Raw genomic sequence first — 22,207 nt, 5'->3', positions numbered from 1 at the left:
AATCCTGTGTACCATGAGCCTTTGCGCCTGTTCCGCCACAATCCCAGTTATGAGGATGCCTGAACAATGGACAAGAAAGCGGCTGCCGAAAACCGTCAGGAGGTCGAGAAATTCGTCGTGCGCTTGCCAAAAGGCATTCGCGGTCGAATCTGCGAACTCGCCAAATACAATAAACGAAGCATGAACGCCGAGATCGTTGCCCGTCTGGAAGAGAGCCTGGGGCTGACCGTGAACGTGGAGGGCGTTGCAGAATCCGCGCCGCACCTTTACGCCGTCAGTGCCGAAGCCCCCCAGAGCGGAGGCGGTGATCCCGTGATCATTACGCAGGAAGACCAGTTGCTGGAGCGCTTCCGCGCCATGAGCATGACCCATCGGCGAGCCCTGCTGGAACTTCTGCGCTGAGATCTGGTGCCGGTTGAGCTACCTGCATATTGTCAAAGAGCGACTGCGGCGTTCACTGAACGAGAGCATCCATTACTCTCGCTATAACGCGCCAATGATCGGCGTGCTCGGCGTGATCACCTTCCCGCTGTATTACTATGTCTGGCTGTATCTGTTTCCGCAGGCGTACGAGAACCTGCCCCTGCGGCTGATCGGCATGATCATCTGCGTACCCTTGCTACTCTATGGGCGATGGCCCAAGAAGCTGGCACCGTACTTTCCGGCGTACTGGATACTGTTCCTGCTATATACGCTGCCTTTCTTCTTTACCTACATGCTGCTGCGCAACGATCTCTCCATGATATGGAGTATGTCGACCATGGCAGCACTGTTCTTTCTTGTCCTCGCGCTGTATGACTGGTTACTGGTCATCCTTGTGGCCCTGCTTGGCTCTCTGCTGGGCTGGGCAGCCTTTCTCATGACATCGGACGCCGACACCGTAGCGCTGGCAACCCTGTATATTCAGCAATTGCCGATTTACGCCTTTGTCATCATTGGCGGCAGCATCTTCAACTACAATGCGCAACTCGTGAAAGAGGAAAAGCTCAATGCCCATGCTGCCGTCGGCCGCAACATTGCTCATGAGCTACGCACACCTCTGCTGGGCATGAAGGCGGCCACCTCCGGCCTGTCTCATTATCTTCCCCACCTCGTTGACGCCCATCAGCAAGCCATGCTTTCAGGGCTTCCCGTACGCAGCATAAGAGCCACTCGACTGGAGCGACTGCGTGAAGCGTCAGACCGGATCGAGGAGGAGATCGACTATGCCAACACGATCATTGACATGCTGTTACTCAGCGCCAATCAGACCACCATCAAGAAAGACAGCTTTGCGCTGCACTCGATGAACGATACCATCGAACGCGCCCTGCAACGCTTCCCGTTCAAATCCGAGCATGAACGCGACCTGGTGTCCTGGGACCGCGGCGAAGACTTCGTCTATTTCGGCTCTGACCTGCTGGTAATGCATGTGGTCTTCAATCTGGTCAAGAACGCCCTGCACAGCGTGCTCAATTCCGGACAGGGCACCATACGGATTACCACGCTTCCCGGAAAGCAGTTCAACCGTCTGAGCGTTCTGGACACCGGGCCCGGCATCGACCCGTCACGGGTCAAACATGTTTTCGACTACTTCTTCAGCTCCAAAACCATCGATCAGGGCAGCGGCCTTGGACTTTCATTCTGCAAGCTGGTCATGGAAAGCCTGAACGGGCGCATCCGCTGCGACTCCCGACTCAACGAATACACCCTGTTTGAAATGTCTTTTCCCCAGGCAACTTCATGATGAGCATGCAGATACAGCCCTATTTTCACCCCACAACCATCGTCATGCTGGATGATAATCAGCGTTTTCTGGAGAACTTCAGCCTGCAACTCGATGAGTCCCTGGCCTGTCTTTTCTACTCCTCGCCAGTCCAGTGCCTTGAGATGATAAAAAGCCGCAGCCCACGCATAACGCTCGATCAACGCTGCTTTTCCTACTATACCCGGCCCTCCCCCGGGCAGGCTGACCGGGTAATTCGTCTGGATCTCACTCTGATCGAACAGGAAATCAGCAATGCCGAACGTTTCCGCGATATCTCGGTTGTGGTGGTGGACTATGACATGCCGGAAATGAATGGCGTTCAGTTCTGTGAGCGGCTCCGCGGCACACGCATCAAGAAGATACTGCTTACCGGCGTGGCGGACGAAAAGATCGCCGTGCGCGCCTTCAATGAGGGCATTATTGACCAGTTCATGCTCAAGAATGATCCACATATCACCCAGCGCATCAACAGCACCATTCAGGACCTTCAGCGCCGATACTTCCAGGAAGTATCCATGATGATCCAGAACACGCTGGCACTGGAACCACCCGACTTCATCTATGATCCGGCCTTTATCGAGTATTTCTTCACGTTGACGTCATCAAGAAATATCGTCGAATACTACTATGTCGAGGATCCACATGGTTTCCTGCTGGTCAGCATGCAGGGCCACCTGTATCGCCTGGTCATCAACAACGCCAGCGACCTTGAGCGCCACCTTTTTACTCTGAAACGCCATAATGCACCGGCATCACTCATTCGTCGCGTAACCCATGGCAAGGCCCTGCCCTGGCTATGGTCCACGCCGGAAGACTATGACGACGGCGAGATATTCCCGTGGAATGAACATGTTCATGATGCGATACGGATAGATGGGGTGCAGACCTGGTACTGTGCGCTCGTTGACAGCCCGCCGGCCGACATTGAATACGACAGTGCAACATCCAGCTATATCAATTATCTCGAAAGTCTGGATACAGAGTGAGAGCGGGGCATCATGCCCCGCTCCATACTCCCTCCTTCTTCAATCGTGATTGAACCGGCGCTGATCCCGCTGCAAGCGCAACGTGGATGGCCAGGAAGCCATGCCCACCTCATCGCGGATGTCACGACATACACCAAGCACCCTGTCCAGCGCCGCCTTGCTCAACCCGGCATTGACGCTAAACCGGATCATGGAACGGCTTTTCGCCGTCGCAGGTGCGCAGAATACGGAGCCAAACACATCCCGCTCCTCCAGCGCTTCGCGCAGTCTTAACGTCGCATCTTCAGGACCCGCCTCAAGCGAGATAATCTGCGAACCACTGGCCGTCACGTTGTAACCCAGTTCAGCCAGGCCATGACGCAGGTAATCCGCATTGGCATGCAGTGCCTCACGACGCCAGTCATCACGAATAATGATATCCATGGTTGCCTCAAGCCCGGCAATTTCGCTGGGCAGCAGACATGAGCTGAATATCGCTGGCAGCGACGTCATCCAGAAGTAATCGGCGAACTGCTTCGGGCACAGGATCAGGCCAGCTCGCCCGCAGAATGCCTTGGCAAGACTGGCCGTGACAAAGTGAACCCGATCCTGCAGCCCCATTTCGCTGACAAGTCCGGCACCCGCTGGACCATGTGTTCCCAGCGAATGGGATTCATCCACCAGTATCATGCACTGATATTTTTCTGCCAGGGTTATGACCGCCATCAGATCGCAGACACTGCCCATGGTGCTGTAGATTGAGTCAACACACACCAGACCCTGACCATAGCGCGCCATCTGCCGCTCCAGATGCTGCATGTCGTTATGCCGGAACGGCTTCACTTCTGCGCCACCACTGCGTACGCCTTCCCACAATGAAGCGTGGGCGTTCATATCCATATAAACCGGCGTACCTTCCTGCACGACACTCTGTATCAGGCCGACATTCGCCGCATAGCCGGATTGACACAGTATCGCGGACTGATACCCGCAATAATCTGCCATCCGTTTTTCGAAGCGGCGCTGTGGTGTATCACCACGCAATAGCGAACCCGACATCATCAGACTCTGCGGTCCGTTTTTCAGGCAATCGATCTGTGCCGCGATGACCTCCGGATGATTGGCGACATCAAGATAATCATTGCTGATCATCTGTATGGCGCTGTCACCGGGAATCAACCCGCGCAGCAGATGCTTGCCACCCCACAAGGCTCCCCAGCGCTCACTATAGAAAGCATCTATACGGCCACTGAGGTATTCAGGATATTTTTTTCTGTTAACGTCATCCTGAACAAGACCCACTTTAATGTTCATATCTTATCTCCTTTGCTCAATACGGAATAAAACGAACGACCCCTCCCAGATAGAGACAGCCGTGCCATTTAAGATAGAGCAAAGGGAATGCCGCTTTTATCGGCATAAATGCTTTATGAAAAATATTTATTTTTTTAAAAAAATGATGTCAAAGTGCCATCATAAAAAATATTAAAGCAGCCTTAACTTCATCGCGTTCGCCCCGTCGACGGGCCGGGAACCCCCCTGTGTCTTTTCCATGAAACGGTGGTAGTCTATTGATATTCAAGGGAATACCGGCCGGGCACGGTCGGCTTTCATTCAGGGTCAGGGGCATTGATGAACACTCAGCACGCACCGTCTCCGGATTCCCAGACATTGCCGTCTGGCCGGGACCTGTCGCTCGCCTGGCATCTGCGCCTGCCGGACAGCCTGGAGGTCGCCTTTGGCCAGCAGTTCCGGGACACCTGTGCGCGGCTGATCCCCGGGGCCACTGTCCTGATGATCACTGTGTATCTGGTGGCCTTCGCCGTGGAACATCTGGTCGACCCTCAGGCCACCGCAGCGACCTGGCGGCCGCGCCTGCTGGCCATCATGGCCACGGTAGCGGTATGGGCCCTGACGCGGATGGGCGCGCCCTGGCGGCCCTTTGTGCAACCGGCTGTCGCCGTCATGGCGCTGACCATGGCCGGCGTGCATATCTTCCTCGGCCTGACCGTGGATCATGCGTTAGCAAACACCTACTTCTATATCTGTTTTCTGGCCATTCTGCTGATGGGCAGCCTGTTTCGTATCCAGCTTCACTGGGCCCTGCCCACCAGCCTGGTCATTCTTGTGGCCCTGGCCGTGGCGCTGTTCGGCTTCAGTCGCTTCAGTCACGCCGAATCCCTGGTGATCTGGTCGTTCACCCTCAGCGGCGCCATCATGAGCCTGTTTGGCCAGTACTTCTTCGAACGCCTCGAACGGCGGCTGTTTTTGTCTGACCGGGTGCTCAACCTGCATCGCAGCGAACTGCGGGCCGCCAACCTGTCGCTGGAAAGTCAGGCGACCGAGGACGGCCTGACCGGCACCATCAACCGACGCGGCATGGACCAGCGCCTCGACAGCCTGCTGCACAAGATGCGCCATCAGGCCCGCGGCGCGCCGGACAGCATTGCGGTACTGCTGTTCGACATCGACTACTTCAAGCAATACAACGACACCTATGGCCACCAGGCTGGCGACGATACCCTGCGCCAGGTGGCCGATGTTCCCAAGACCATGGTGCAACGGGCTACCGACTTTGTGGCCCGCTACGGCGGCGAGGAATTTGTTGTCGTGCTGGGCGGCACACGGCTGCGCGATGCCCTCGTGTTTGCCGAACGCATGCGCTCACGGGTGGAGCGCCTGGGCCTGCCGCACAGCAAGTCACCGCGCGCCGTCGTCACCATCAGTGTCGGCGTCGCCTGCACGACCGCTGGCGCCACTGACAGCGCACAACTCATTCATCAGGCCGATCAGGCCCTCTACCAGGCCAAGGGCGCAGGCCGCAACTGCGTCGCCTGCGTGGAAGACGACGGCACCCTGCGAGTCATGACATCATGAAAAGCACCCGCTTGCCTGCCCTCTCACTGTTGCTGCTGGCCTGGTTACTGTCTCCTGCCCAGGCCAGTGAGGCGCCCGGAGGTCTGCTCAAGGCCTTGCGCGGCGAACCCGCGCCCGGCGCACTGCTGATCGGTGAGACGATCCCCGGCACCGAAGTGCGCCTGGATGGCAGGCGACTTACCGTCACCGGGGACGGATATTTCGTCTTCGGCTTTGGCCGGGACGATGAAGGCCCTGCCTCCCTGCACCTGCGCCGGAACGACGACAGCAGCACCTACGAGATCACGCTGGCGGCACGCCAATGGGATATCCAGCGTATCGAGGGGGTGCCGCAACGTACCGTGACGCCACCCGCCGAGGCACTGGCACGGATCAGCCGGGAAGCCGGGCAGGTCACCGCGGCGCGCAACACCGACAGCACACTCACCGGCTTCCGCGAGGATTTCATCTGGCCGGTACGCGGCCGCATTACCGGCGTGTACGGCAGCCAGCGCATCTTCAATGGCGAGCCACGTCGGCCACATTACGGTGTCGATATCGCCGCCCCCACCGGCACACCCATCCAGGCACCCGCCAGCGGCCAGGTCACACTGGTGCATGACGATATGTTCTACTCTGGCGGCACCCTGATCATCGATCATGGCCTGGGTGTGTCTTCAACCTATCTCCATATGAGCGAGATTCTGGTGGCCGAAGGGGACGTCGTGGCGCAGGGGGATATCATCGGCAAGGTCGGCGCCACAGGCCGCGCCACGGGCCCGCATCTGTGCTGGCGCCTGAACTGGTATCAGGAGCGACTCGACCCCCGCAGCCTGACCGGCGACATGTAGAGCTGCCCCGCAGAGGGGGACATGCTACCCTTGCGCCCATGAATCCCCTCGACCCCGCCAGTATTGCTGCCTTTATTACCGACAATGCCGGCTACATCGCCGTGATCCTTTTCTTGCTGCTGTTTGCCGAGGCCATCGTGGGCATCGGTTACTTCCTGCCCGCAGCCACCGTGCTGCTGTCTGTCGGTGCATTGGTCGGGTCCGGCGTCGCGGGTCCGGTGCCCGCCTTTGCTGGCGCCTTTGCTGGCGCCATTCTCGGCGGCGAGGCAAATTACCGCCTCGGCAAACACCTCAGTGAGCGGCTGCCGGACACCTGGCCATTCAGTCGCTACCCGACCCTGCTGACCCGTAGCCAGGTGTTTATCGAGCGGCACGGCGGCAAGAGCATCCTGCTGGGACGTTTCAGCAAACCTCTGCGGCCCACCATTCCGGCCGTCGCCGGCATGCTGGAAATGCCGGTCGCACGCTTTCGCGCCTTCAACGCCGCTGCCGGGATACTGTGGGTACTGATGTGGATGGGCGGCGGTGCGGTCATGACCGCGACATCCGGCTTCAACGCCGAACAGGCGGTGACCATCTCCGGCGCACTGCTGCTGGTATCCCTGGTGGTGGCGATAGGCGCCATCAGCATGGACCGATGGCGGCGCGGACGCGTGGACTAGAGCCGCACCGCAACACCGGGCAGAAAGCGCAGGCACGCCGACAGGCACAGGGTGGCCACCATCACCGGCCCGAAGGGCAGATCAATCAGCAACGCCGCCACAAAGGCAACGAGGTACGCTGCCACGCCAATGCCTGCGGCCAGCATCCAGGTGGTCCGCCAACTGCGGGCCAGGCCATAGGCAATCCAGGCCGGCAGATACAACAACGCAAACGCCGTCATCACGCCCAGCGTGATGGCACTGAGCGCCACACTGATGGCCAGTATCAGATTGAACAACAACAGATAGCGCTGCACGCGAATACCGTTGGCCTGATCCTGATGCGGCAGCAGCGTAAGCCGCAGCAACAGGCGCATCAGCCTGGGCAGCAACGGCACGCTGACTCCCAGCAGGACCGCAGCCGCTACCAGGTGCGGTGGGCGCACGAAATAGAGCTGCCCATCCACCAGCATCTGGCCCAGGGTACTGGCATGCCGGGATACCGCCGCCGTCAGCATCATGGTGGCCCAGCCCGCCAGTATCAGTAGCGCGTACAGATCATTACCCTGGCGACGCCACAGCGCGCGGGCGATGACGCCGAGCATCGCCAGCCCGAGGGCAGCGGGCAGCACCGGCAGGCTCAGGGCGCTGCCGAGCGCGCCGCCGGCGCCAGCCAGGTGGGCAAACCCCAACGCCGCCAGCCATTCATCGCGCAGCCGGGCCAGCACGCCGATCACCGGCACCAGTAGTGCCAGCAACAGCCCGGTCACAAAGGGCACCCGGAACATGGGCTCGAACAGCAGATCCATCAACCGATCTCCACCTGTTCGCGGGCCACATTGGCGACAAAATCGGCCTCATGGCAGACCAGCAGCACGGCACGCTCCGGCGCCAGCGCTCCGAGCAAGGTCACCAGCAAGGCTTCGCCGTCCGGGTCCAGATTATTGGTGGGTTCATCCAGCAGAATCAGCGGCGCAGGCTGGCACAAGGTGGCAAACACCCGCAGCAGTTGCCATTGGCCGCCACTGAGGTGATCCAGGCGAGCATCCATGAGCACCGCCAGCCGGGCAGGCAAGCCGCCCAGTGTCTCCGGGCGGGCATCCGCCAGGCGCAGGTATTCACGTACCGTCATCGGCAATTCAACGGGGAGCGGGCTGTGCTGTGGCTGACAGGCCAGACGGGCATTGCCCGGGCGCTCGATGTGACCCGCGAAGCAGCGCGCCTCGCCGGTCAGGGCGCGCAACACGGTGCTCTTGCCGGCGCCATTGGCCCCTTGCAATACCAGCACCCGCCCGGCATGCAGCGTAAACGACAGCGGCCCCACAAGAGGCCGCTGGTATCCTGCTTCCAGATCAGTGACCTGAAGCAGCACGGGGTCCGACATTCACTGATCTCGCCGCTGGGGTATCGCTACGTCAGGGTGTTGCCGCATCCACCCACTGCTCAAGCAGGGCTTCGTAATCCGCCACATCGCCACCCACAGGCACATTCGTGGGCAACACATGCACCGGAAAACCGAGCTCGCGACCGATAAAGTCCGGGCCGCGGCGGCTTTGCCATGGATTGGCGATCATAACACCTTCGCGCCCGCGGAGCTCACTGGCCAGGGCATTCAGATGGCGGCCCGTGGGCGGCACACCGGGAACGGGTTCCAGATAACCCAGCACCGGCACATCAAGGCGCCGCATCAGATAATCCGCATCCTTGTGATACAGCAAGACACCCGGCGGCGTGTCGAGCCGTGCTGCCAGACGCTTCAGCAACGCCTCCATGCGCTCGGCAAACGCCTGCGCGTTGGCACGAAATACCTCGGCATGCTCTGGCTCGATACGTCCCATGTGCTCTGCCAGGGTCCGGGCGATATCGGCCATGCGCACCGGGTCCATGTACACATGCGGGTTACCCATCGGATGCACATCGCCCATCGAGCGATTGGCGTCGGGCACCTGATCGATCAGTTCGACCTGTGCCGCCGCCTCGAAGTAGCCCGGCTGGCCCGGATTGAGACGCCGATTACCGGCGCCCTGAATGGCAGGCGGCAACCAGCCCACTTCCAGCTCGGCACCGACAGACACCAGCAGATCGGCCCGGCGCAACGCGACCATCATGTTCGGCCGCAACTCCAGATAATGGGTGTCCCGGTCCGGTGGCGCCAGCACGGTGACCGACGCATGCTCACCGCCCACCGCTGCAGACAGCATGGCCATATTGGTGGTGGTGGCGACGACATTGAGTGCACTGGCCAGCGGCGACAGCACCAGCAACGCCAGCAGCATCAGACTACGCAACATCAAGACACCTCCGTGCAGCGAAAAAATGGCCGCCCCGGCACCGTCGCCGGGGCGGCACACTGGCAGCGCCTCAGAACTGATGGGCGCCGTGCGAGCCGAGGCTCACGTTGTATTGCAGCATGACTTCCCAGGCATCGTGGGCGTGATCGCCATCGTCATGGGCATAGTCGTTCAGGTTGACCTGCATACGCAGACGCGAGAATTCGGTCGGCGCAAAGGACACCTGAGCCGCATAGCGATAGGACGCATCGAAGCTCTCGAAGTTGCTGCGGTTGCTGTTGGCTTCCAGGCTCTTGTTGGTCAGGCCCACAGCCTCGGCACGCAGACCGGCATTCCAGCGCGGGGCAAAACCGTACACTGCCTGCACATAGAGGCCATCCTGGCGAGAGCGGCTGCGGAAGACATCATCGGTACCGCCAGCCATGGAAGGCACCAGCGTGCTGCCGTCAGCGAAGACACGGCTGGCGTAGTCCGCTTCGATCTCGCGGAAGAAGTACTCGCCCTGCACAACCCAGTTGCCATGCCCGAAGCTGCGGCCGGCATCGTACTTGTAGACGGCGTCCACACCGGCGAACCAGCCATCGCCCTGCCAGGTTTCCAGACGACCGGAGGAATGCGCTTCCTGCGCCTGGAAGCTGTTTGAGTAGCCGCCGGATACGCCGAACTGGGCAGCATGATTGAAGCCGAGATCTGGCGAGACCTTGGCAAAGGCCGTGTAGAGCTGCGGACCTGACCTGTCCTCCAGCTCATTACTGGCGCGCCAGCGGACCCGATCGGGTGCGCCAGTCGTGTCGCCATCATAGGTCACGATAGTGAAGTCTTCTTCACCGACCTGGCTGGCAATGCCACCCTCACCCTGCAGCACCTCAACACCAAAACGGCTGAAGAACGGCGTCGGCGCCAGCCAGGACAGCTGCAGACCGTTGTCCTGCAAGCCGTGATCGCCGAACAGCAGTTCGCTCACCAGCGGGCGATCCACAAACAGCCAGTCATGCGGATGCTGGCGGTTGATATAGCCGATATCCGACAGGAAGCGCCCGGCCTTGATCTGCAGGCCGGCTGGCAGCGTCCGGGTCAGCAGGTAGGCTTCCTCGACCTCGATACCGCTGCTGCCTTCCAGCGCCAGAGTCACCACGCCATCCAGGTAGTTATCGATGGAGGCGGTCATGGTGATCTCGGTTTCACGCAGGTTGAAACCCTCCTCCAGGCCGTGGGCATCGCCGTGGCTGTGGCCGTGGTCATGGCCATCGTCGAAGCCCGCCGGCCCATGCACTTCACGCGAAGCGCCGTAGTAGACGCCGTCGAGAATCACGGAAATCTGGGGGTTGAACTGGGTACCGGAGGTGAGACGCGCACGGTCGATACCCGTGGTCCCCAGCGCCGCGCCGGGGGCCTGCTCATCAGTCTGCGCCAGCAATGGCGCGGAAAAGGTTGCCGCTGCAGCAGCAACGGCCACAGCCAATACGGATTTTCTGTTCACGATGATCCCTCTGGCCGGATAACTCCGGAGCCGGTTGTTTTTGGGGTAGATTGTTTTGCGGCGCATATTGTTATCATATAACATCTTCGCAGTCCAATCGGGAGTGCCCTGCCAGCGCGTTCGGCCTGGCCTGTTTGCCTTGCAGCGGGAATAGCGAGTTCCTACCCTTTCCCATGTGTGGGACAATCCCGTCCTTTATTTACGCAACCAGCGGACCCTTCGCACCCCATGAGCATTTCGTATCGCTTGCCCGACGGGGCAGACATGATCTTCGACGCGCCGGCCACCGGCCTGGACATCGCCGAGCGCATCAGCAAGAAACTGGCCAAACAGGCCCTGGCCCTGCGCGTGAACGGCAAGCTCACCGACATCTACCTGACGGTGCCGGACGGTGCGGCCGTGGAAATCGTGACCCGGGACGACGACGACGCGCTGGAGCTGATCCGTCATGATGCCGCCCATGTGATGGCTGAAGCCGTGCAGGAGCTGTTCCCCGGCACCCAGGTGACCATCGGGCCAACCATCGAAAACGGCTTCTATTACGATTTTCACCGGGAGCAGCCGTTTACGCCGGACGATCTGAAAGCGATCGAGAAACGCATGCAGGAGATCGTGCGCCGCAACGAGGACATCCGCCGCGAGGTCTGGGACCGCGACGAGGCCATCCGCTTCTTCCTGGATCAGGGCGAGACCTTCAAGGCCGAGATCATCCGCGACCTGCCCGCTGGCGAGGAAGTGAGCCTGTACCGCCAGGGTAACTTCATTGATCTGTGCCGGGGACCGCACCTGCCCTCCACCAGCAAGCTCGGTGACGGCTTCAAGCTGACCAAGGTGGCCGGCGCCTACTGGCGTGGCGACAGCAACAACCCGCAGTTGCAGCGCATCTACGGCACGGCCTGGCGCGACAAGCAGGAACTGGCGGCCTACCTGAAGCAGATCGAGGAAGCCGAGAAACGCGACCACCGCAAACTGGGCCGCGAAATGGGCCTGTTCCACCAGCAGGAAGAAGCGGTGGGCAGCATGTTCTGGCACCCGAAAGGCTGGCGCCTGCGCCGCACGCTGGAAAACTACATCCGCGTGAAGATGGAAAAGAACGGCTACCAGGAAGTCTCCACCCCGCAGATGATGGACCGCAAGCTGTGGGAAGCCTCGGGCCACTGGGACAAGTACGGCGACGACATGTTTACCGTCTGCACCCACGACCATCGGGACATGGCGATCAAGCCGATGAACTGCCCGGGGCATGTGCAGATTTTCAACCAGGGTCTGAAAAGCTACCGCGATCTGCCGATCCGGCTGGGCGAGTTCACCACCCTGTTTCGCAACGAGGCTCACGGCGCGCTGCACGGCCTGATGCGCGCCCGCACCTTCGGCCAGGACGATGCGCATATCTTCTGCACCGAAGAACAGGTGAACGAAGAAACCGCCGCGTTCATTCGCATGTTGCGCGAAGTCTATGCGGACTTCGGTTTCCACGATGTGCGCGTGAAGTTTTCTGACCGCCCGGACAACCGTGCCGGTTCCGACGAGACCTGGGACAAGGCCGAGGCCGCATTGAAGGAAGCGGTGCAGAGCGTTGGGCTGGACTACACACTGAACCCCGGCGAAGGGGCCTTTTACGGCCCGAAGCTGGAGTTCGTGTTGCGTGACGCCATCGGCCGCGACTGGCAGTGCGGCACCTTGCAGGTGGATTTCGTGTTGCCGGAACGACTCGATGCCGAGTACGTTGCCGAAGACAGCAGTCGCCGCCGTCCGGTGATGCTGCACCGCGCCGTACTGGGCTCACTGGAGCGCTTCCTGGGCATCGTCATCGAATCGACCGCCGGCCACCTGCCGCTCTGGCTGGCACCGTTGCCGGTGGCGGTGTGCACCATTACCAACGCGGTGGACGACTATGCCCGCGAGGTCATGACCGCGCTGGAAGCGGCTGGCGTGCACGCCGAGCTGGATCTGCGTAACGAGAAGATCGGCTACAAGGTTCGCGAGCACTCCAGCACCAAGGTGCCGGTGATTTTCGTGCTGGGTGAGCAGGAAGCCGGTGAACGCAAGGTGGCCATTCGCCGCCTGGGCAGCCGCGACACCGAAACACTGTCGCTGGATGAGGCGGTGGCACAACTGGCGGCCGCCACACGACTGCCCGCCTGACACCACACAACCGAGGGCATCATGTTCAAGGACAACGAGCAACAGGCACCAGGCTTTACGCTGCCACTCACCGAGGCGCTGGACCATCTGGCCTGGAACGCCGACGGCCTGGTGCCCGCCGTTGCCCAGCAACACGATACGGGTGAAATACTGATGGTGGCCTGGATGAACCGGGCCGCATTGCAAGAAACCCTGGACACCGGCCGCGTGTGCTACTACTCACGCTCACGCCAGACCCTGTGGCGCAAGGGTGAATCGTCCGGCCAGACCCAGAAGCTGGTGGAATTGCGCATTGATTGCGATGGCGATGTGGTGCTGGTCAAGGTCGAACAGACCGGCCCGGCTTGCCACACCGGCCGTCGCGACTGCTTTTTCTGGCGCGCCGACGGCGACACCCTGGTACTGGACAAGGCGCCACTGGTAGATCCGGCGACGCTGTACCCGAACAAGACACGCTGAGTTGATCATGGCACTGACCCTGCACAACACCCTGACCGGGCAAAAGGACACCTTCACCCCGCTGGACCCCGAGCGCGTGACGCTGTACGTCTGCGGGCCGACGGTCTACAACTATGTGCATATCGGCAATGCCCGGCCCGTGGTGGCCTTTGATGTCCTGTATCGCGTACTGCAGCGGCTGTACCCGAACGTCATCTACGCCCGCAACATCACCGACATCGACGACAAGATCATGAAGGCCGCCGCCGAAAACGGCGAGCCGATCAGCGCCATCACCGATCGCTTCAGCCGCGCCTTCGAAGAAGACATGGCCGCCCTGCACGCCCTGACCCCGACCATCGTGCCCTACGCCACCGATCACGTCGGCGACATGATCGCCATGATCGAGACCCTGATCGCCAAGGGGCACGCCTATGCCGCCGAAGGCCATGTGCTGTTCGCCGTGCAGAGCATGGCGGACTACGGCAAGCTGTCGAAGCGCTCGCTGGACGACATGCTGGCTGGCGCCCGTGTCGAAGTGGCCCCCTACAAGCAATATCCCGGCGACTTCGTGCTGTGGAAACCGAGCAGCGACGACCAGCCCGGCTGGGACTCCCCGTGGGGTCGAGGCCGTCCCGGCTGGCACATCGAATGCTCCGCCATGATCGCCCGCCACCTCGGCCCGGTGATCGATATCCACGGCGGCGGCCAGGACCTGATCTTCCCGCACCATGAGAACGAGATTGCCCAGGGCTGCTGCGCCCACGGCACCGAATACGTGCGCTACTGGCTGCACAACGGCTACATCAATATCGACGGCGAGAAAATGTCCAAGTCACTGGGCAACTTCCGCCTGGTGCGCGAGTTGCTCAAGCGCTATCCCGGCGAAGTGCTGCGCTTTGCGCTGCTGTCGGCCCACTACCGTTCGCCGCTGAACTTCAGCGAAGACTTGCTGGAACAGGCGAGCAGCACCCTGGACAGCCTGTATTACGCTGCCCTGGGCCGCGACGCCGCGATCACGCCAGAGGCCGGATACACCCTGCCAAGTGATCACCCGGTACTCACCGCACTGTGCGATGACCTAAACACCCCGGAAGCCATCAGCGCCCTGCACCGCATCGCGGGCGCCCTCAACAAGGCCGACCCGGCAGACAAGCCACGGCTGAAAGCCGAACTGCTGGCGGGCGCCGACATGCTTGGCCTGCTGGCCGAAGACCCGTCTGCGTGGTTCCAGCGCAGCCGCGACAGCAGCGCTCTCGACAGCAGCGCCATCGACACTCTGATTGCCGAGCGCACCGCCGCCAAGAAAGCGAAGGACTTTGCCCGCGCCGACGCCATCCGCGCCGAACTCGACGCCGCGGGCGTGGTCCTTGAAGACACCCGCGAGGGCACCCGCTGGTCTCGCAAGTGAGGAGGCGCGCATGATCAAGCGACTGCTGCTGGCCCTGATCCGGGGCTATCAGTTCCTGCTCAGCCCCTGGGTCGGCAACCAGTGCCGTTTCTACCCCACCTGCTCCGAATATGCGAAGCAGGCCATCATCCACCACGGTAGCGCCAGGGGCAGCTTCCTGGCGGTCAAACGGGTGTGCAAATGCCACCCCTGGCACCCGGGCGGCTTCGACCCGGTACCCGGCGTGCCGCTGCCTGACGACGCCCATGACTGCTGCGAGCGTGAAGACAACACCCCCTGACACCTTGCGTCGCCGCTCACGGCAAAGTCCGTTACAATAACGGCGCCCTGCGAGGCACCGACAATACTGAAACCCGGAGTTCCTATGAAAGCTCTTCTGCGTGGCGCCCTGATAGTTTCCCTGCTGGCTGTGGCCGGCCCGACCATGGCACAAGGCACCGGTTACGCCTCCCTGGGTTACGTGTTCGGCAGTCTGGAGCCTCGCCATTCCAACAACGACGCCAGCGTCAATGCCCTGCAGTTCGCGTTCGGCGGCTGGCTCAACGCCCAGCAGACATTCGGCGCCGAAGGCCGTATCGCTCTGGGTGTGGGTAACGACACCATCACCTTCACCGACGCCACACGTCGACGGGTTGAAATCGACCGCTACTACGGGGCCTACCTGCGCGCCCAGTTCCCGAACACCGTACCGATTCGCCCCTACGGTCTTTTTGGCACCACCCTGGTGGAAACCACCGAGCGCCTGACCTCCAGCCGCAGTCGCCGCTACAGCGATATCTCGCTGGGCCTGGGCGTCGAAGTGGATCTGGACAGCAATATCTTCCTGAGCCTGGAGTACCTGCGTGCGGTTGACCGCAACAGCTCCGAAGTCAGCAATCTGACGGTAGGCATCGGCGGCCGCTTCTGAGCATGACCCAACGCAGCGACTTTCCCTACAGCCACCCTCTGCGCGTTCGTTACTCTGAAATCGACGCGCAGGGCGTGGTCTTCAATGCCCATTACCTGACGTTCTTCGATGTGGCGCTGAACGAGTACCTGCGCGAGCTCGCGTTCGACTATCACGCGATGGTGGCGGAAGAAGGTCTGGATTTTCATCTGGTGAAATCCACGGTGGAATACCTGGGCCCGATCCGTTTCGACGAGGTCATCGATATCGCCGTACGTCCGGCCCGCATCGGCAACTCCAGCCTGACCTGGGAACTGGCGGTATTTCGCCAGGGCGAAGACGCCTGCCTCAGCCGGGGCGAAATCATCTGGGTCTGCGCCCAACCTGGCACCCACCAGTCCCACCCCCTGCCGCGTTCCCTGCTCGACAAGCTGCCTGGCTGAGGTCTTTGGGCTGGGTTCCATGCTTCGAGGCTATGGTGGTTATGGCCCTCGGGGGGCGTCACGCGCAGCCCGGCTAACAAACCACCAGCCAACCGAAAGTCTGGTTCTTGCATCAAGCTACGAAGTGTTGAGCTTGCAGCGACTGCTGATCCGAGGCCACGGTGAGGGGGGAGTCCCTTCCAGAAGTGTGTGAGGCAGGATGCCGAACGCAAGCCCCCAGGGACGGGTTCACGGCGGCTTCTGGAAGGGACTCCCCCCTCACCGTGGCCGCACTACGAAGCCCCCCCGATGACACAAAAAAACCCGCGAAGAACGCGGGCTTTTGGTTTGATAACGCAACCGGGACCAGATCAGGGAATCGGCAGATAACCACCCTCGACGTTCTTGGTCACGATGGCCACCGCGTTGTGCGCATGCAGGCTTTCCAGGTGATTGACCCGCAGCCAGAAGTCGGTGTACTCGCCCTCGGCGTCCAGCGCCTGCTGCAAACGACGCGCCGCGTCTTCGCAGAACATCAGGTTCTGGCCATTCAGGCGCGCAAACTCCTGCTCATCTTCCCGCTTCACCGCCGTCTGTACCGGCGTTTTCAAGGCACCCTCAATCAGGTCGATCAGCGCCGTGATCGGGAAGGCACGGTCCTCGGCATGGTCCAGCAGCACCCGCACCTGGGCAATGGAACGCTGGCTGTGCGGCGTCGCCACGATACCCTGCTCCGTGCCCAGCCACTCCGCCGCATCCTCGGCACTGATAGTACCGACATCGCCAAAGCGCTCACGGAAAGCATCCTGAATCAACTGGCGCGACAGCGCAGCCGAACAGGGACAGGTAGAGGAGTAAGGCACCTCCACCGACAACTCGATAGTCAGACCCTTGTCGCACAGCGTGCCCGTCAGGGAGACCGGGTAGCTCTTCCAGCCCGCATAGTTGCTCTTCAGCGACGGACGACGTACGGAGTATTCAAAATCCAGTTTGACGAACGCCCGGGAACTGAGACCTTCGTGGGTCGTCAGGAAGTTGCGCAGCAGCGTCTCGATGGAGGCGGCGCTGACGGCATGGTCACCGAAGGTTTCCTCCAGCATCAGATAAAGCCGGGACATATGAATGCCGCGGGCATTCACATCTTCCAGGTTCACATACGCCTGGATGGAGGTGCTGACCGGACGCTGGCCGTGCACGCTGTCGCTGACCTGCGCCGGCAGGTGAATTTCGCTCATGCCCACCCAATCCAGCCGAGAGCGGATCTTGCGGGGCGCCGTACTGGCGACATCAGGCATGGTGTGCACAAGGGCACCGTCTTCGCGTTTCATCTGGGTCTCCGTCTGTCACGGGCAGGCCGGCAGCCGGTTCAGAACCGGTGCGGGTCGCTCGGGGCCGGGCAGTCTACCAGAAAAGTGACGGTAAATTGACCGACAATCATTGCGGGCTTCTCTTCGGTACAGGCGCCCGGCTCAGGGCGGAGAATCAGGCCGGCGCCCCCACCTTTCAAGCCCCGCCCCAGCACCGGCCACGGCGCTGAAAACATCAAAACCCCCTATTCATGGGGCTTACAGGCGAGGCGACAGCCGGGAGCTATCATTACCATCAAAGCATATGATCGTGCTGATCGGCTGCACTGCCAGCGAGCGATGCGTTAAGACCCCTAATATTTTGACATCTAAAGTTTCGGCTGCTAAGGTTATTTCCGTTCATTCATCGAGGCAGACCGCACCGAATGCCGTTTGCCAAGGTTATATGACGAAATGATTCCATCAGGAGAGCCGCAGCAACCATGGCGAGGCATGACGAAGTGTTGATCGCATTGCGCCGCATCATTCGCGCGACAGATATGTATTCGCGCCGACTCAGCAAGGTGGCAGGGCTGACCGCCCCGCAGCTGCTGGTCATGCAGGCCATTGCCGCCCGTGACGAAATGACCATGGGCGATATTGCTGACGAGGTGTCGCTGAGTCAGGCGACCATCACGACGATTCTTGATCGCCTGGAAAAGCGTGAGCTGATCCAGCGACTGCGCGGCTCCACTGACAAGCGCCGGGTCTATGCCCGCCTGACGGACGAAGGCAAGACCTTGCTCGAACGCGCGCCGACGCCGCTGCAGGAGGAATTCATCGCCCGCTTTGCCGGGCTCAGTGATTGGGAACAGTCGCTGATTCTCAGCTCCCTGCAGCGTGTTGCCGCCATGATGAACGCCGATGCCATTGACGCATCGCCGGTGCTTGATCTGGGTGCCATGGATCGCGCCCAGCCCGCTACAGACATCCAGACTCGACGTCGTGATGAACCTGGCAGCGCCCCGGACACCGGCACCCCTTTCCCCGAAGCGACCAGAAAGTAACCACTATGCTTGCAGAGAAGAAGGACACGACACCCCAGGCTCAGGCTGACGACATCACCCTGCGCAAACCGGAAAGCCAGGACGGCGCGCGCCTGCACAAGCTGATCAGTGAGTGCAAGCCGCTGGACGAGAACTCGACCTACTGCAACCTGCTGCAGTGCACCCACTTCGCAGACACCTGCGTCGCGGCAGAGATGGACGGTGATCTGGTCGGGTTCATCTCCGGCTATATCCCGCCCAAGCAGCAGAATGTGCTTTTTGTCTGGCAGGTAGCGGTACACGAGAAAGCTCGTGGCAAGGGCCTGGCCAAACGCATGCTGGCCGAAATACTGGAGCGGGACGAATGCGCCACCGTCCAGTTTATCGAGACCACCATCACGCCGGACAACGAGGCGTCCTGGGGCATGTTCCGCAGCTTCGCCTATGCACGGCGCATGCCGACCGAAGAATTCATTTTCTTCGACAGCCGCCTGCATTTTGCCGGCGAGCACAAAGATGAGCATCTGCTCAGGATCGGTCCGTTCAATCGCGATAACGCCTGATTTGCCGATCTCCGACTCCAGACACACAACGCATTGGGAGGTGCGACTTATGGATACCCGAATTTTTGACCGCATTGAATCTGAAGTACAAAGTTATGCCCGGAGCTTTCCGGTGCTGTTCAGCAAGGCCAAGGGCTCTTACCTGTACGACGAAGACGGTGAAGCCTATCTGGACTTCCTGGCCGGTGCGGGCACGCTCAACTATGGGCACAACAACCCGGTCCTGAAGGAAAAGCTGGTCGCTTACCTGACCGAGGACTACATCGTCCATGGCCTGGATCTGCACACGGTGGCCAAGCGCAATTTTCTCAACATGCTGGATGACGTGATTTTCAAGCCGCGCAACATGGAATACATCGTCCAGTTCACCGGCCCGACCGGCACCAATGCCGTCGAAGCCGCGCTGAAAATCGCCCGTAACGTGAAGGGGCGCTCCAACGTCATCACGTTCACCAACGGCTTCCATGGCGTGTCGCTGGGCTCGCTGGCCGTGACCGGCAACAGCCACCATCGCGGCGCTGCCGGGGTGGAAATGAGCGGCGCCACCGTGATGCCCTATGACGGCTACATGGGTAATGGCTTCGACACCACCGAGTACATCGACAAGCAGCTGTCCGACAGCTCGTCCGGCATCGACCACCCTGCAGCAGTGATCGTGGAAACCGTCCAGGGCGAAGGCGGCATCAACGCGGCCAGCTTCGAGTGGTTGCGCAACCTGGAAAAGGTATGCCGCAAACACGACATGCTGATGATTGTCGACGATATCCAGGCCGGCTGTGGCCGTACAGGTACGTTCTTCAGCTTTGATGAAGCCGGTATCCAGCCGGACATCATTACGCTGTCCAAGTCGCTCAGCGGCTATGGCCTGCCCTTCGCGGTGGTGCTGATGCGCCCGGAGCTGGATCAGTGGAAACCCGGCGAGCACAACGGCACTTTCCGGGGCCATAATCCGGCCTTCGTGACGGCGGCCGCCGCGCTGGATCATTTCTGGAGAGACAACACCTTCTCGACGGAAATCAAGAAGAAGGGCGATATCATCACGGATCGCTTCCGCGCCATTGCGGATCGTTATGACGATCACTATTTCCACCTGACCGGTCGCGGCATGATGCAGGGCCTGGTATGCCAGAGTGGCGAGCTGGCGGGCGAGATCACCAGCGAAGCGTTCAAGCGCAAGCTGATCATTGAAACGTCCGGCGCTGACGATCAGGTCATCAAGACCCTGTGCCCGCTGACCATCTCCGAGGAAGACCTGCATCGTGGTCTGGATATCGTTGAGGAGAGCGTGGCGACCGTGATGAAGGACAAGGTCAAGCAGGGCGTCCGCAGCAACCTGTCTGCCATCGCCTGATCGCCCTTGTTGCCCCTGCGTTACATGCCCCTCCCGTAACCCTGTGTTACGGCCCGGGTTACATCTCCCGGGAGGGGCCCCTCTTTATTCATTCAGGAGAACCACCCCGATGATCGTCCGTACGCTGGAGGATGCCCTGGGCAGCGAACGCCTAGTGCGCGCTGAAAACGGGAACTGGCAGTCTGTCCGTCTGTCGCTGAAGGAAGACAGGATGGGTCATTCCTTCAACATCACGACCATCTTCAAAGGCACCAAAACGCATATCCACTACAAGAACCATCTGGAAACGGTGTATGTGATTTCCGGTAACGGCCGGGTGGAAACCCTGTCCGACGGCAAGATGTATGATCTCAAGCCGGGCACCGTCTATCTGCTCAACGAGCATGACGAGCATTATCTGTACGGTGGCGACGAGGACATGGTCGTGGCGTGTGTCTTTGATCCGCCACTGAGCGGACGCGAGGTTCACGACGAGCATGGCGTTTATCCCGCCGATCTGGACTGACGCCCGGCGCCATACAGGGTCGCACCTGAAAACAGAGTCGCACCCCAAAAAAAAGCGGAGCCTCAGGCTCCGCTTTTTTTATCGAGGCAGGAATCAGAACGCCAGCTTCGCCGAAAGCTGGACTCGTCCGATCTCGCCGCGCTGGCCGTCCTCGTTTTCACGCTGACCCCAGATCACCTCGCCACCGAAATCGAGCCGTGGCACGGGTGAGTAGATCAGGTTGACGTGGCTCGTCCGGTACGCCTTGGCCGTGGTGCCCGGCAGCGTATCGGGATTGTCGGCCTCGGCGTAAGACACCGCCACACTGGAACGCCACTGGTCGCTCCACAGGTGGCGATAGGCCAGCATGGCACTCCAGGTATCAATCAGTTCAATGCTGCCATCAGCCTCGATCTCACCGGAACGGAACGCATTCAGACCCAGGTAGCGGCCCACGGCATTGCCGCCCACCAGCTGCGCACGAATGTCGTTGCCGGTGTCACCCAGCATGAACTTGCCGGCAATACTGACGCCGTAGCCGTATTCGCTCTCGCGGTTGGCACCGTCACGGTAGGACAGCTCACGACCCATGGCTGCGACGCTCAGGCTGCCGTTGTCCAGCGGGATACGGTAACGCACGATGAGATCGGGGTAGCGGTTGTCGTCGATCGTCGCCGGATTGCCAATAAGACCGTTGGCGTCATAGAGCGTCGAGGACGGGTTTTCCAGCGCAATATCCCACTGCCCCGGGCTGTAACGTACCTGTGCCTGACGAACCAGGGTGGTGCCCACCGGCCCGACAAAGTCCAGCAGTTCCGGCAGCGCCCCCACATCAAAGAACGTCGACCAGGTCTGGCCAAACAGGACATCCCCCCACGTGGCAAAGGCGTGGCGAATGCGCGGCGCATAACTGTTGGTAATGCGCTCATCGCCCATGCCATGGGTCAGGAAATCCAGCTCGATGTAGGTCCCCAGCAGGCCCTGCCCGGTGTCTGTACGGGTACGCATCCAGAAGCGGCTTTCCTTGGCGTGGAAATCCGTGGTCGCGCCACCGCCATCACCGGCGGTGGGAATGGTGCTCGGAACGAGAAAATCCCGGCCAATCTGTGGCACGTTGCTGCCGTCACGGTTGTAGCGGGTTACCTGGGCATCCGCCTTGATGTAGCCGCCGAACTGCACCTGGGTCGTGCTGGCCACTCGCGTTTCGAGCGCTGTTATGCGCTCTTCCAGCGTCTGGGCTGATGCCGCCGTGGCGGTCAGGGCAATGGAAGCTGCCAAGGCAGCGCGTGGGAACATTGTTTTCATTATCCAAGTCCTCCTGAGTTGTCCTGACCAAGCGTCACG

General features: G+C 60.9%; 23 protein-coding genes. 16 read left to right on the top strand and 7 right to left on the bottom strand.

The genetic code is table 11. The features are described from left to right. The first annotated feature begins 66 nt into the window (after window positions 1-66). The 3 genes from DKW65_RS02205 to DKW65_RS02195 are packed head-to-tail and all read left to right on the top strand — an operon-like array spanning window position 67 to window position 2,733. Entirely contained in the window at window positions 67-402 is a 336-nt protein-coding gene (locus tag DKW65_RS02205; RefSeq protein ID WP_111655722.1) for an Arc family DNA-binding protein, read from the top strand. 13 nt (window positions 403-415) lie between these two features. Further along, entirely contained in the window at window positions 416-1,726 is a 1,311-nt protein-coding gene (locus DKW65_RS02200) for a sensor histidine kinase (protein WP_111655721.1), read from the top strand. A 5-nt stretch (window positions 1,727-1,731) separates the two neighbouring features. Further along, the gene (locus DKW65_RS02195) at window positions 1,732-2,733 is read left to right on the top strand and encodes a response regulator (protein ID WP_162925652.1); all 1,002 of its coding nucleotides are present in this window, start codon (window positions 1,732-1,734) and stop codon (window positions 2,731-2,733) included. Between the two features lie 39 nt (window positions 2,734-2,772). Here DKW65_RS02195 and cqsA read toward each other — a convergent pair whose 3' ends face one another. Next, window positions 2,773-4,026 (bottom strand): alpha-hydroxyketone-type quorum-sensing autoinducer synthase, encoded by a 1,254-nt coding sequence (gene cqsA / locus DKW65_RS02190; protein WP_111655719.1) that lies wholly within the window; start codon window positions 4,024-4,026, stop codon window positions 2,773-2,775. Between the two features lie 318 nt (window positions 4,027-4,344). Here cqsA and DKW65_RS02185 point away from each other — a divergent pair, with 318 nt between their 5' ends. Genes DKW65_RS02185 through DKW65_RS02175 form a run of 3 tightly spaced genes read left to right on the top strand, consistent with a single transcriptional unit; the run spans window position 4,345 to window position 7,081 of the window. Further along, complete coding sequence (locus DKW65_RS02185) at window positions 4,345-5,589, top strand: GGDEF domain-containing protein (RefSeq protein ID WP_111655718.1); 1,245 nt, start codon at window positions 4,345-4,347, stop codon at window positions 5,587-5,589. Continuing rightward, complete coding sequence (locus DKW65_RS02180; RefSeq protein WP_111655717.1) at window positions 5,586-6,419, top strand: M23 family metallopeptidase; 834 nt, start codon at window positions 5,586-5,588, stop codon at window positions 6,417-6,419. The genes DKW65_RS02185 and DKW65_RS02180 overlap by 4 nt, the downstream gene beginning before the upstream one ends. A 38-nt stretch (window positions 6,420-6,457) precedes the next feature. Then, on the top strand, window positions 6,458-7,081 hold the full coding sequence (locus tag DKW65_RS02175; protein ID WP_111655716.1) for a DedA family protein: 624 nt from the start codon (window positions 6,458-6,460) through the stop codon (window positions 7,079-7,081). Here the strand turns inward: DKW65_RS02175 and DKW65_RS02170 are convergent. The 4 genes from DKW65_RS02170 to DKW65_RS02155 all read right to left on the bottom strand — a co-directional run bounded on the left by DKW65_RS02170 (window position 7,078) and on the right by DKW65_RS02155 (window position 10,831). Next, complete coding sequence (locus tag DKW65_RS02170; protein ID WP_211315723.1) at window positions 7,078-7,869, bottom strand: metal ABC transporter permease; 792 nt, start codon at window positions 7,867-7,869, stop codon at window positions 7,078-7,080. The two genes, DKW65_RS02175 and DKW65_RS02170, sit on opposite strands and share 4 nt — an antisense overlap. Further along, entirely contained in the window at window positions 7,869-8,444 is a 576-nt protein-coding gene (locus tag DKW65_RS02165) for an ATP-binding cassette domain-containing protein (RefSeq protein WP_111655714.1), read from the bottom strand. The genes DKW65_RS02170 and DKW65_RS02165 overlap by 1 nt, the downstream gene beginning before the upstream one ends. Window positions 8,445-8,475: 31 nt before the next feature. Next, window positions 8,476-9,351 (bottom strand): metal ABC transporter substrate-binding protein, encoded by an 876-nt coding sequence (locus DKW65_RS02160; protein WP_111655713.1) that lies wholly within the window; start codon window positions 9,349-9,351, stop codon window positions 8,476-8,478. A 70-nt stretch (window positions 9,352-9,421) separates the two neighbouring features. Continuing rightward, window positions 9,422-10,831, bottom strand: coding sequence for a TonB-dependent receptor (locus DKW65_RS02155; RefSeq protein ID WP_162925651.1), 1,410 nt, complete (start codon window positions 10,829-10,831; stop codon window positions 9,422-9,424). Between the two features lie 228 nt (window positions 10,832-11,059). Between DKW65_RS02155 and thrS the strand changes: the two genes are divergently transcribed. The 6 genes from thrS to DKW65_RS02125 all read left to right on the top strand — a co-directional run bounded on the left by thrS (window position 11,060) and on the right by DKW65_RS02125 (window position 16,154). Further along, on the top strand, window positions 11,060-12,976 hold the full coding sequence (gene thrS, locus DKW65_RS02150) for a threonine--tRNA ligase (protein WP_111655711.1): 1,917 nt from the start codon (window positions 11,060-11,062) through the stop codon (window positions 12,974-12,976). 21 nt (window positions 12,977-12,997) lie between these two features. Continuing rightward, window positions 12,998-13,435: a phosphoribosyl-AMP cyclohydrolase gene (gene hisI, locus DKW65_RS02145; protein ID WP_111655710.1), complete on the top strand. Its 438-nt coding sequence runs from the start codon at window positions 12,998-13,000 to the stop codon at window positions 13,433-13,435. Between the two features lie 7 nt (window positions 13,436-13,442). Beyond that, window positions 13,443-14,825, top strand: coding sequence for a cysteine--tRNA ligase (cysS, locus tag DKW65_RS02140; RefSeq protein WP_111657480.1), 1,383 nt, complete (start codon window positions 13,443-13,445; stop codon window positions 14,823-14,825). A gap of 10 nt (window positions 14,826-14,835) precedes the next feature. Continuing rightward, window positions 14,836-15,105, top strand: a complete 270-nt coding sequence (gene yidD, locus DKW65_RS02135) for a membrane protein insertion efficiency factor YidD (protein ID WP_111655709.1) — start codon at window positions 14,836-14,838, stop codon at window positions 15,103-15,105. Window positions 15,106-15,189: 84 nt separating this feature from the next. Beyond that, a complete protein-coding gene (locus tag DKW65_RS02130) occupies window positions 15,190-15,732 on the top strand; it encodes an outer membrane beta-barrel protein (RefSeq protein ID WP_111655708.1) in 543 nt (180 codons plus the stop codon). Between the two features lie 2 nt (window positions 15,733-15,734). Beyond that, on the top strand, window positions 15,735-16,154 hold the full coding sequence (locus DKW65_RS02125; RefSeq protein WP_111655707.1) for an acyl-CoA thioesterase: 420 nt from the start codon (window positions 15,735-15,737) through the stop codon (window positions 16,152-16,154). A 350-nt stretch (window positions 16,155-16,504) separates the two neighbouring features. Here the strand turns inward: DKW65_RS02125 and folE2 are convergent, their stop codons facing one another. After that, entirely contained in the window at window positions 16,505-17,461 is a 957-nt protein-coding gene (gene folE2, locus DKW65_RS02120; protein WP_111655706.1) for a GTP cyclohydrolase FolE2, read from the bottom strand. Window positions 17,462-17,922: 461 nt separating this feature from the next. Between folE2 and DKW65_RS02115 the strand changes: the two genes are divergently transcribed. From DKW65_RS02115 to DKW65_RS02100, 4 genes are all read left to right on the top strand, one after another. Beyond that, window positions 17,923-18,486, top strand: a complete 564-nt coding sequence (locus DKW65_RS02115) for a MarR family winged helix-turn-helix transcriptional regulator (protein WP_111655705.1) — start codon at window positions 17,923-17,925, stop codon at window positions 18,484-18,486. Between the two features lie 5 nt (window positions 18,487-18,491). Further along, window positions 18,492-19,028: a diaminobutyrate acetyltransferase gene (gene ectA, locus DKW65_RS02110; RefSeq protein WP_111655704.1), complete on the top strand. Its 537-nt coding sequence runs from the start codon at window positions 18,492-18,494 to the stop codon at window positions 19,026-19,028. Between the two features lie 49 nt (window positions 19,029-19,077). Then, a complete protein-coding gene (ectB, locus tag DKW65_RS02105) occupies window positions 19,078-20,379 on the top strand; it encodes a diaminobutyrate--2-oxoglutarate transaminase (RefSeq protein WP_111655703.1) in 1,302 nt (433 codons plus the stop codon). Window positions 20,380-20,488: 109 nt separating this feature from the next. Further along, window positions 20,489-20,884, top strand: a complete 396-nt coding sequence (locus DKW65_RS02100) for an ectoine synthase (RefSeq protein WP_111655702.1) — start codon at window positions 20,489-20,491, stop codon at window positions 20,882-20,884. Window positions 20,885-20,977: 93 nt separating this feature from the next. Here the strand turns inward: DKW65_RS02100 and DKW65_RS02095 are convergent, their stop codons facing one another. Beyond that, window positions 20,978-22,168 carry a DcaP family trimeric outer membrane transporter gene (locus tag DKW65_RS02095; RefSeq protein WP_245932376.1) on the bottom strand — a complete coding sequence of 397 codons (1,191 nt, stop codon included), beginning with the start codon at window positions 22,166-22,168 and terminating at the stop codon, window positions 20,978-20,980. Window positions 22,169-22,207: the final 39 nt, after the last annotated feature.

Origin of the sequence: Isoalcanivorax indicus (genome assembly GCF_003259185.1) — a bacterium.
Classification (GTDB): domain Bacteria; phylum Pseudomonadota; class Gammaproteobacteria; order Pseudomonadales; family Alcanivoracaceae; genus Isoalcanivorax; species Isoalcanivorax indicus.
The sequence above is the reverse complement of the archived record's forward strand: the minus strand, read 5'-3'. Positions and strand labels throughout refer to the sequence as shown.

Bases quoted from the DNA above. Each gene is read 5' to 3' on its own strand.
- DKW65_RS02125 (WP_111655707.1), top strand. From the start codon at position 15,735: ATGACCCAACGCAGCGACTTTCCCTACAGCCACCCTCTGCGCGTTCGT.
- DKW65_RS02180 (WP_111655717.1), top strand. From the start codon at position 5,586: ATGAAAAGCACCCGCTTGCCTGCCCTCTCACTGTTGCTGCTGGCCTGG.
- DKW65_RS02160 (WP_111655713.1), bottom strand. From the start codon at position 9,351: ATGTTGCGTAGTCTGATGCTGCTGGCGTTGCTGGTGCTGTCGCCGCTG.
- folE2 (WP_111655706.1), bottom strand. From the start codon at position 17,461: ATGAAACGCGAAGACGGTGCCCTTGTGCACACCATGCCTGATGTCGCC.
- ectA (WP_111655704.1), top strand. From the start codon at position 18,492: ATGCTTGCAGAGAAGAAGGACACGACACCCCAGGCTCAGGCTGACGAC.
- thrS (WP_111655711.1), top strand. From the start codon at position 11,060: ATGAGCATTTCGTATCGCTTGCCCGACGGGGCAGACATGATCTTCGAC.
- DKW65_RS02175 (WP_111655716.1), top strand. From the start codon at position 6,458: ATGAATCCCCTCGACCCCGCCAGTATTGCTGCCTTTATTACCGACAAT.
- DKW65_RS02130 (WP_111655708.1), top strand. From the start codon at position 15,190: ATGAAAGCTCTTCTGCGTGGCGCCCTGATAGTTTCCCTGCTGGCTGTG.
- DKW65_RS02170 (WP_211315723.1), bottom strand. From the start codon at position 7,869: ATGGATCTGCTGTTCGAGCCCATGTTCCGGGTGCCCTTTGTGACCGGG.
- DKW65_RS02165 (WP_111655714.1), bottom strand. From the start codon at position 8,444: ATGTCGGACCCCGTGCTGCTTCAGGTCACTGATCTGGAAGCAGGATAC.
- DKW65_RS02115 (WP_111655705.1), top strand. From the start codon at position 17,923: ATGGCGAGGCATGACGAAGTGTTGATCGCATTGCGCCGCATCATTCGC.
- hisI (WP_111655710.1), top strand. From the start codon at position 12,998: ATGTTCAAGGACAACGAGCAACAGGCACCAGGCTTTACGCTGCCACTC.
- DKW65_RS02100 (WP_111655702.1), top strand. From the start codon at position 20,489: ATGATCGTCCGTACGCTGGAGGATGCCCTGGGCAGCGAACGCCTAGTG.
- ectB (WP_111655703.1), top strand. From the start codon at position 19,078: ATGGATACCCGAATTTTTGACCGCATTGAATCTGAAGTACAAAGTTAT.
- cysS (WP_111657480.1), top strand. From the start codon at position 13,443: ATGGCACTGACCCTGCACAACACCCTGACCGGGCAAAAGGACACCTTC.
- DKW65_RS02205 (WP_111655722.1), top strand. From the start codon at position 67: ATGGACAAGAAAGCGGCTGCCGAAAACCGTCAGGAGGTCGAGAAATTC.
- DKW65_RS02095 (WP_245932376.1), bottom strand. From the start codon at position 22,168: ATGAAAACAATGTTCCCACGCGCTGCCTTGGCAGCTTCCATTGCCCTG.
- DKW65_RS02185 (WP_111655718.1), top strand. From the start codon at position 4,345: ATGAACACTCAGCACGCACCGTCTCCGGATTCCCAGACATTGCCGTCT.
- yidD (WP_111655709.1), top strand. From the start codon at position 14,836: ATGATCAAGCGACTGCTGCTGGCCCTGATCCGGGGCTATCAGTTCCTG.
- DKW65_RS02195 (WP_162925652.1), top strand. From the start codon at position 1,732: ATGCAGATACAGCCCTATTTTCACCCCACAACCATCGTCATGCTGGAT.
- cqsA (WP_111655719.1), bottom strand. From the start codon at position 4,026: ATGAACATTAAAGTGGGTCTTGTTCAGGATGACGTTAACAGAAAAAAA.